General features: G+C 67.7%; 6 protein-coding genes. All 6 read right to left on the bottom strand.

The features are described 5' to 3' along the window. Positions 1 to 3,593, bottom strand: a 3,593-nt coding sequence (locus tag AS181_RS24295; RefSeq protein ID WP_231742711.1) for a DEAD/DEAH box helicase family protein, incomplete at its 3' end; no start/stop codon positions are given. A gap of 65 nt (positions 3,594 to 3,658) precedes the next feature. After that, positions 3,659 to 4,243: a hypothetical protein gene (locus AS181_RS24290; RefSeq protein WP_058253940.1), complete on the bottom strand. Its 585-nt coding sequence runs from the start codon at positions 4,241 to 4,243 to the stop codon at positions 3,659 to 3,661. A 284-nt stretch (positions 4,244 to 4,527) separates the two neighbouring features. Further along, positions 4,528 to 4,818 (bottom strand): hypothetical protein, encoded by a 291-nt coding sequence (locus AS181_RS25570; RefSeq protein WP_155829548.1) that lies wholly within the window; start codon positions 4,816 to 4,818, stop codon positions 4,528 to 4,530. 219 nt (positions 4,819 to 5,037) lie between these two features. Beyond that, entirely contained in the window at positions 5,038 to 5,808 is a 771-nt protein-coding gene (locus AS181_RS24280; RefSeq protein WP_139114279.1) for a hypothetical protein, read from the bottom strand. A gap of 114 nt (positions 5,809 to 5,922) precedes the next feature. Next, the gene (locus tag AS181_RS25080; RefSeq protein WP_139114278.1) at positions 5,923 to 6,102 is read right to left on the bottom strand and encodes a hypothetical protein; all 180 of its coding nucleotides are present in this window, start codon (positions 6,100 to 6,102) and stop codon (positions 5,923 to 5,925) included. A gap of 21 nt (positions 6,103 to 6,123) precedes the next feature. Further along, complete coding sequence (locus AS181_RS24275; RefSeq protein ID WP_035755702.1) at positions 6,124 to 6,531, bottom strand: DUF4913 domain-containing protein; 408 nt, start codon at positions 6,529 to 6,531, stop codon at positions 6,124 to 6,126. Positions 6,532 to 6,683: the final 152 nt, after the last annotated feature.

The following is a 6,683-nucleotide window of genomic DNA, read 5'->3' as shown; positions in this document are numbered from 1 at the left end:
GCGATCGGGGTGCCGGTGGCGAACGTCGCGACCCGCTCAGCGCCCGGGGTAATGACCCGCCCGGCCGCGACCGCCTGGTGTTGGCGACGTTCACGCAGGTAGTCCAGCTTCAATGACAGGTCCTCGGCCTTGTTCGACCCGGTCAGTGACAGCGAGTCGATCGTGCACTGGCGGCCCTTGTTTTTGTACTCGTGGGCCTCGTCGACGAACAGATAGTCCGCGCCGGTGTCTTCGAACAACACCCCGTGGTCCTTCTTGGCCTGATCGGTCGCGGCGTCAAGTCGTTTCTGGAGCTGCTTCTTTGCCTGTTCGATCTTCTTGACTGTCGCCTGGGTCATGTCGCCTGCGCTCGCAGACAATTCGGCGTCGAGTTCGGCGAGCTGGCCGGCGATGTAGTCGACACGGCGCTGGGGGTGGACCCGGATCGCGGAGAACACCGAGGCTGGGATGATGACCATGTCCCAGTCGCTGGTCGCGGTCTGGGCGGCGAACACGCGGCGGTCCTCAGGCGACATGCCTTTGCGTCCCACGAGCACGTTGGCTGCGGGGTACCACATCTTCACTTCGCGGCCGAACTGCTCGATGAGGTGGGTGGGCACCACGATCCACGGCTGATTGACCAGGCCGCGGCGTTTGAGCTCCATCGCCGACATGAACATCGTGCCGGTCTTGCCGGCGCCGACCACGTGATCGAGCAGCACCGTCGGCTCGGCGAGAATCCGTGCTACCGCATCGCGTTGGTAGGGGTGCGGCTCGAACACCGGGGACAGCCCGGGCAGTGCCAGCCGTGATCCGTCGTGCTCGGGGCGGACCCAGGTGTTGAAGCGGCGGTTCCACTCCGCGACGAGGCGGTCGCGGCGCTCATCATCCGACCACAGCCACGACCGGAACTCGGTGGTGATCTTCTCGGCTTGGACTTGGGCGAGGATGGTGGCCTGGGCATCGACTTCCGGTGCCCCCTCTTCCTGCGCCGGCCCCGAGTTCTTGACCACGATGGAGCGTTGGTTGAGCAGCATCTCGGTGAGGTCGATCGCATCGAGCGCCTTGTTCCTCCTGTCGGCATTGTCGGCGCCGTACTCGGTGCGCATCAGCGCGCTGTTGCGTTCGTCAGGTGGCACCTCGACGCCCCACGAACCGGCCGCGCGCGTCACTCGGGCACTCGTGGCGCCGAAGGTCTCGCGCACGAACGCTTCGTAGTCGCGCGGCTCGATCCAGGTCGGTCCGAGTTTGACTGACCCGATCTGGGAGGGTTGCTTGTCGTCCGGAATCACCTGCGCCAGTGCTTGTGTTAGCTCTGCCCAGTCCCGGTTACCGGGATCGGTGCGGGCGGCCTCGGCGGCGCGGGCGTGTTTGGCACGCACGTTGCCCGACAACGCTGTGGGAGCCGGTATCAGATCTTCGGGCATGTCGGGATCGGCGTAGACCAGCCCACGGATGGACTCGCGCGCTTGGGCGGCGGGTTGATCGAGCAGTTCGGCGACGCGGTCGAGATCGACTCGCCCGCGTTCACCGAGACTGATCGCGACGGCTTCGGCCGGGGTGTCCGCGCGTGACACCGGGACCGGCGCGACGACGACGTCGCGGGAGAACACCGCGGTCTTGCTGACGGTGCCGGTCTCGTCGTCGTAGCGTTCCAACGCCAGCACGCCGGCCATCCCCGGATCGGCGCGGACCGCCTCGAGATGGGTTTGGCGCCGCGAGGGTGCGCTGACCTGCCATGCCTTCTCATCGAGCTCGGCCGCCACATCCTCGGGCAGCGGGCCGGGATAGTCGGCGCCGTCGGCGTCGCGATTGGCAGTACGCCACTTGCCTTCGAGTTCTGCGAACTTCTTCGCGGCTTCCTCGGCGGTGCGTTCCTTGCCGCCCACCAGCTTCGCCCGGTTCACCGGGCCGTAGGTGTTGAGGTATGCATCGTAGACCTCGTTGAGGTCCGCGCGTAGCGCGTCACGCTCGGCGCGGCTGCTCTGGGTGCGTTGGGCGGCGATCGTCGCCGCGAACAAGTCACGCAGCCGCAGCAGGTGCCGGGTCTCGGTGGTGCGGGTCGCGGGCACCTTCATCGCCTCATCGCCGTCGATCCCGCGGCGGGTGAACACTCCGGTGGTCTCGTCGTAGCTGACGTGCCCGATCGGGATGTCCTCCCCGTAGAGGGCGTCGGTGTCCAGGGCTCCGGCGGTGAACTCCATCCCGGCCGTGGCGGTGGCATCAGCGAGGAACAGTCCGTCGCCGCGTTCCAGTGCGGCGTCGACGATGTTGGTCAGTCGGTCGTCGAGGTCGGCGGCGACATCGGTGCCGGGTTCGGCGGCCACGACGAGCATCCCGTCGCGGTAGAGCCCGCGATCGACCCGCAAGGTGCCCAGCACATGTTCGGGGTGGGTGGTGAAGTAGCGGTTCACCCCAATCTCGGTGGTCTCGCCGGTCCGGTCGGCGAGGGCGACGAGGTCAGAATGCAGCCAGTCGGCGTCCGCAGGTGCGGCGGCGTCGGGTTCCCGGCGGCGGAACACCAAGACGTCGGTGACGACCTGGGTGCCGGCGACCCGTTCAAATGCGGTCGAGGGCAACCGCACCGCGCCGACGAGGTCGGCGACGGCGTGCATGTCGCGGCGCGCCTTGTCTGAGGCGGCATCCAGCGTTCCGGCGGTGGTGATCGCCATGACGTAGCCGCCGGGGGCGGTGAGGTTGAGCGACTTGAGCAAGAAGTGATTGTGGATGCGGTGGCGGGCCGGATTGTGGATCGGGTCGTGCACCGTGAACCCGCCGAACGGCACATTGCCGATCACCGCAGCGAACGAGCCGTCCGGGACGCGGGTGGTCTCGAAACCCTCCAACCGCACCTGGGCGTCGGGGTAGAGCAGATGGGCGATCTGAGCGGTCGTCGGGTCGAGCTCCACCCCCACCATCTGCGCGCCGGGCGGTGCCAGACCGATGAACGTGCCGCTGCCACAACCCGGTTCGAGGACCAGTCCCTCGTCAAACCCAGCGCGAGTCATCGCCGACCACATCGTCTGGGCGATCGCCGGATCGGTGTAGTGGGCGTTGAGTGTGGAGGCCTTCGCTTGGCGCCACTGCTCCGAATCCAACAGGGCACGCAACTGGCCTCGTTCGGGTGCCCACTCCGACTTGGACTCGTCGAAGATGTCGGCCGCGGCACCCCACCCCGACCACCGCGCCAGGACCTCGTGCTCGGCGGGTGTCGCCGGGCGTCCGGTGCGCGCTGTCTCGGTGAGGACCTCGAGTGCGGCGATGTTGGCGCGGGCGCGGGACTTGGCACCAGACGGCACCAGCACCGTCCCCGGATGCGTGAACCGGGTTGCAGGCCCCACATCAGCAGCTATAGACGGGGCGGTGGTCTCGTCGATGGCCGCGACGCTCGACGGCTCCGGTTCCGGTGTCTCTGCGTCGGGGGTGGGGTCGGGTTCAAGGCCGGCTACCACATGGTCGGCCTTGACGTAGACGACCGAGCCATCCGGGCGGCGCGCCGGGGCGACCCGGGTACTCGCCCACGCCGTCAGCGGCAACCCCGTCTCGGACTGCGGCACCCGCGGCAGCGCGTCGTCGGCCTTCGGCGGCAGCGGCGTACCGCCGGGGTCGACCACGGCCGGGTCAGTCGGGATCCGCAAATCGTCCAGAGACTCAAACAGCAGCCCCTGGCCGTCGTCGACTACCTCCGCACGCGCTCGGCGTCGGCGCGAGCCTGATCGGCCAACGCTGCGTCCACCATCGCGGTCAGCTCCGGAACCAGCGGATGTGCCGGCCCGTCGGGCACCGCCAGCCCGTCGGTCAGACGTGCTTCCAGCAGTTGCTCGGCCCACACCTGAAACCGCGGCGTCTGATCCGGCCACACCCGCTCGGTCAGTCGTTCGGTCTCTCGGCTCGCCTCGATCGCCCACTGCGTCAGCCACCGCTGCATCCCGGTCATCGAGTCCGGGTTCGGCTCGTCGTCCGGCTGGTCGTCGTCCTCGGGACTGCTGAATCCCTCCCACAGCGCCGCCAGCACCGTCTCCTCCGCCGAGTACCGGGCCTGCTGATACAGCCGCTGCGTCGTCAGCACGTCCGGGTCGTTGCCCCCGTGCTGGTCCCTCCACGCCGCGATCGTCGCCAGTTCCGTCTGCGACTGCGTCTGCGCGATCTCGGCCTCCAGCCGGGTCACTTCCGCGGTCAGGAAGTCCTCGAACTGCGTGCGGTCCATCTGCGTCAGTTCCTGGGCGTACCGCTCGGTCAATGTCGTGCGCAGATCGTGAAACATCGGTGTCCTCCTCGGTGTGGGTATCCATAGTGCTCTGCTGCACCGACATCCGCTGACCCGATGGGTCGGTGTCGGCGAGCAGATCGAACAGATTGGGGGTGTTGTCCTCAGGGGTGGCGTTACGTGCCATGCGTCGAGCTCCTACCAAAGTGAGGTCCACTCCCCGCCCGGACTACGCCGGTGCAGGGGTGGGTGGCTATCGTTTCTCACTGGTCAGAGGCTCGATCTCTGACCGATCAGTGCCCTGGCAGGTGTGTCCAGCACCTGCCAGGGCCTGAGTCATCTCACGGCGGGTCCAGGCCGTCGCCCGAGGACACGTGCGCGTGGGTGGTGATGCGGCGGTCGTCGGTGTCGCGCTGCCAGCCGACCACCGCGACCGCGACGAACCCCGCCACCGCAGCCACCATCAGCGACACGCCCGCGACGGTGCCCAGTACCGCCGCCGACCACCTGAACCCGCGGCCCCACACATCGACGTCGCCTCGATCGGCGCCCAGCAGGACCACTTGAGACAGTGAAAAAATGGCGAGCCCAACCGCCGTCGCCAGGCATACCCGGATCGACTTCTCGGGCACAGCCACACCACGACGAATATGGAGGGTGAACAGTACGACTGCCCCCACCGCGAAGGCCGGCCATGCTACCGCGAATAGCGACCACATCCAGGTGTGGTCGACGTGCCACGTTGGGAGTGGCGGTGGTGGTGGCAGGTCGTCAGGAAAGGCCTGCACTATCGACAGGGCGCTCATGAGTTGCCTTTCGTGTCATGTGGTCGGGGGCAGGAGGCTTATGCATCAGGGCACTCGGCCAGCGGGCCGGGGTGGGTCGGGAGCGCCCCGGTCGGACAACGACATCGCCACAGCCCCGGCGGCGCAGCCGCCCTCACGAACGTCGCGATTGAGAACGGCGGTGGCGTAGCTCTCGTAGTCGGCGGCCGTGAGGTATCGGGCGACGTTGACCGTCCGGTAATCCAGGCGCCCACGGTGACGGCCCCGCATCCGTGGTCCGCAGACGATGGCCAGTGACACCGCCGCCGCCACGTACAGCCACGGCCGCGCGGAGCGAAGGTCGGCGGCGATGTCAGCAGACAGAGCTGGGGTCTGATCACGCACGAACGCAGACAGTGAACTGGACATCCACCACGAGGTCGCCGGAAGCGCCTGCCCGACACCGATGACCGCGGCCACAGCACCACCGCAGGCGCCCGCCACCGCGATGGCTCCGACCAGTCGCGAACACTGGCCCTTCACTGTCTCGACACACCAGATCACCGCGTAGGCAGCAGGTACGGGTAGGACGAGCATCTGTACGAACCACACCGTCCACGCCGCGATGGTGTTCATCAGAGGCCTGTCGGATCCCAGATTGGCGGGGGTGATCGCAAAGTAGCTGGCCGCCACAACTGCCAGCAGCGCACCCGCGACGACGGCGCCGCCCCAATGCAGCAGCCACCCCATCTTGGCTCGACGGCGGGTGTCGTCGGTGACGTCATCACGGCCAGCCAGTTGCAGTGTCGGACCCGCAAAGGTGGTGCCGCACCCGTCAACAGCAGGAAAAACGAACATGGGTATCGGTCCTCTCATTGGTTGGTGGCGGTGGTGGGAAGAGCCGCTTTGGTGGCTCTCACATGACGGTGGAGGGCTAGCTCGTAGATGCGATGTGGGGCGGTCGAATCGTGGTCAGTGGTCATGGTGCGATCCCTCGTCGAGGTCAGGTTTGCGGTGGTGATCAGGTGGTCGTGGTCGGCGGCGTTGGCGGAGGACTGCTCTGGTGACGAAGACGGCGCCGGTGATGGCCAGGACCACCAGCAGCACGACGCAGCCGACGAGCGCCCAGTGCACTAGCGGCGTTGGTGGCATGACTGGCTCGTCTCGTCGTTGTTACGCGGCGGTGGTGTGGTCGGCGGGTGGGTCGAACCATCCGGGCGGGGGTGGGGTGCTCGCGTCGGTGAGCGTGTCTGTGGCGGTGTGTTTTTCGGGGGTGCACAGGTAGAGCGGCCCGTTTTCGGCGGTGAGCGTTCGCCAGTGGGCGTCGAGGTGGGCGGTCCACCACGACGACAGTGCGGCGGGGTCTTCGCTCAGGCGGGCGGTCTCCCACGCTTTCCACAGCTCCTCGAGGCGGATGACGACTTCGTCGTGGCGCCACCATTGCGCGCACCAGCGGGTGTCGCGGTCGAAGCGTCCGGCTTTGATGTGGCTGAGCCAGTTGGTGAACCAGTCGGCGCCGGAGGTGAACCGCCAGTGCGCGCGGGGGTCGTCGTCGGGGGTGTCGGTGTCGGGGGTGGTCATCAGGAGGTCCTTTCCCGGGTGGTGGCGGCGAGGGGTGCGGCGGCGAGCGCTGTCTGTTGGGCTGCGCGTTCGGTCGCGCAGGCTTTCTTGGAGGCGTCGATCAGCTCGGCGTAGGGGCCGAGCCAGTAGGAGTTCTTGGTGGTGACGACGGT

This window comes from Gordonia sp. SGD-V-85 (assembly GCF_001456905.1).
Classification (GTDB): Bacteria; Actinomycetota; Actinomycetes; order Mycobacteriales; family Mycobacteriaceae; genus Gordonia; species Gordonia hongkongensis.
The sequence above is the reverse complement of the archived record's forward strand: the minus strand, read 5'-3'. Positions and strand labels throughout refer to the sequence as shown.

What these genes read in the sequence shown, in the direction of transcription:
- AS181_RS24290 (WP_058253940.1), bottom strand. Translation starts at nt 4,243, where the DNA reads ATGTTTCACGATCTGCGCACGACATTGACCGAGCGGTACGCCCAGGAA.
- AS181_RS24280 (WP_139114279.1), bottom strand. Translation starts at nt 5,808, where the DNA reads ATGTTCGTTTTTCCTGCTGTTGACGGGTGCGGCACCACCTTTGCGGGT.
- AS181_RS25080 (WP_139114278.1), bottom strand. Translation starts at nt 6,102, where the DNA reads ATGCCACCAACGCCGCTAGTGCACTGGGCGCTCGTCGGCTGCGTCGTG.
- AS181_RS24275 (WP_035755702.1), bottom strand. Translation starts at nt 6,531, where the DNA reads ATGACCACCCCCGACACCGACACCCCCGACGACGACCCCCGCGCGCAC.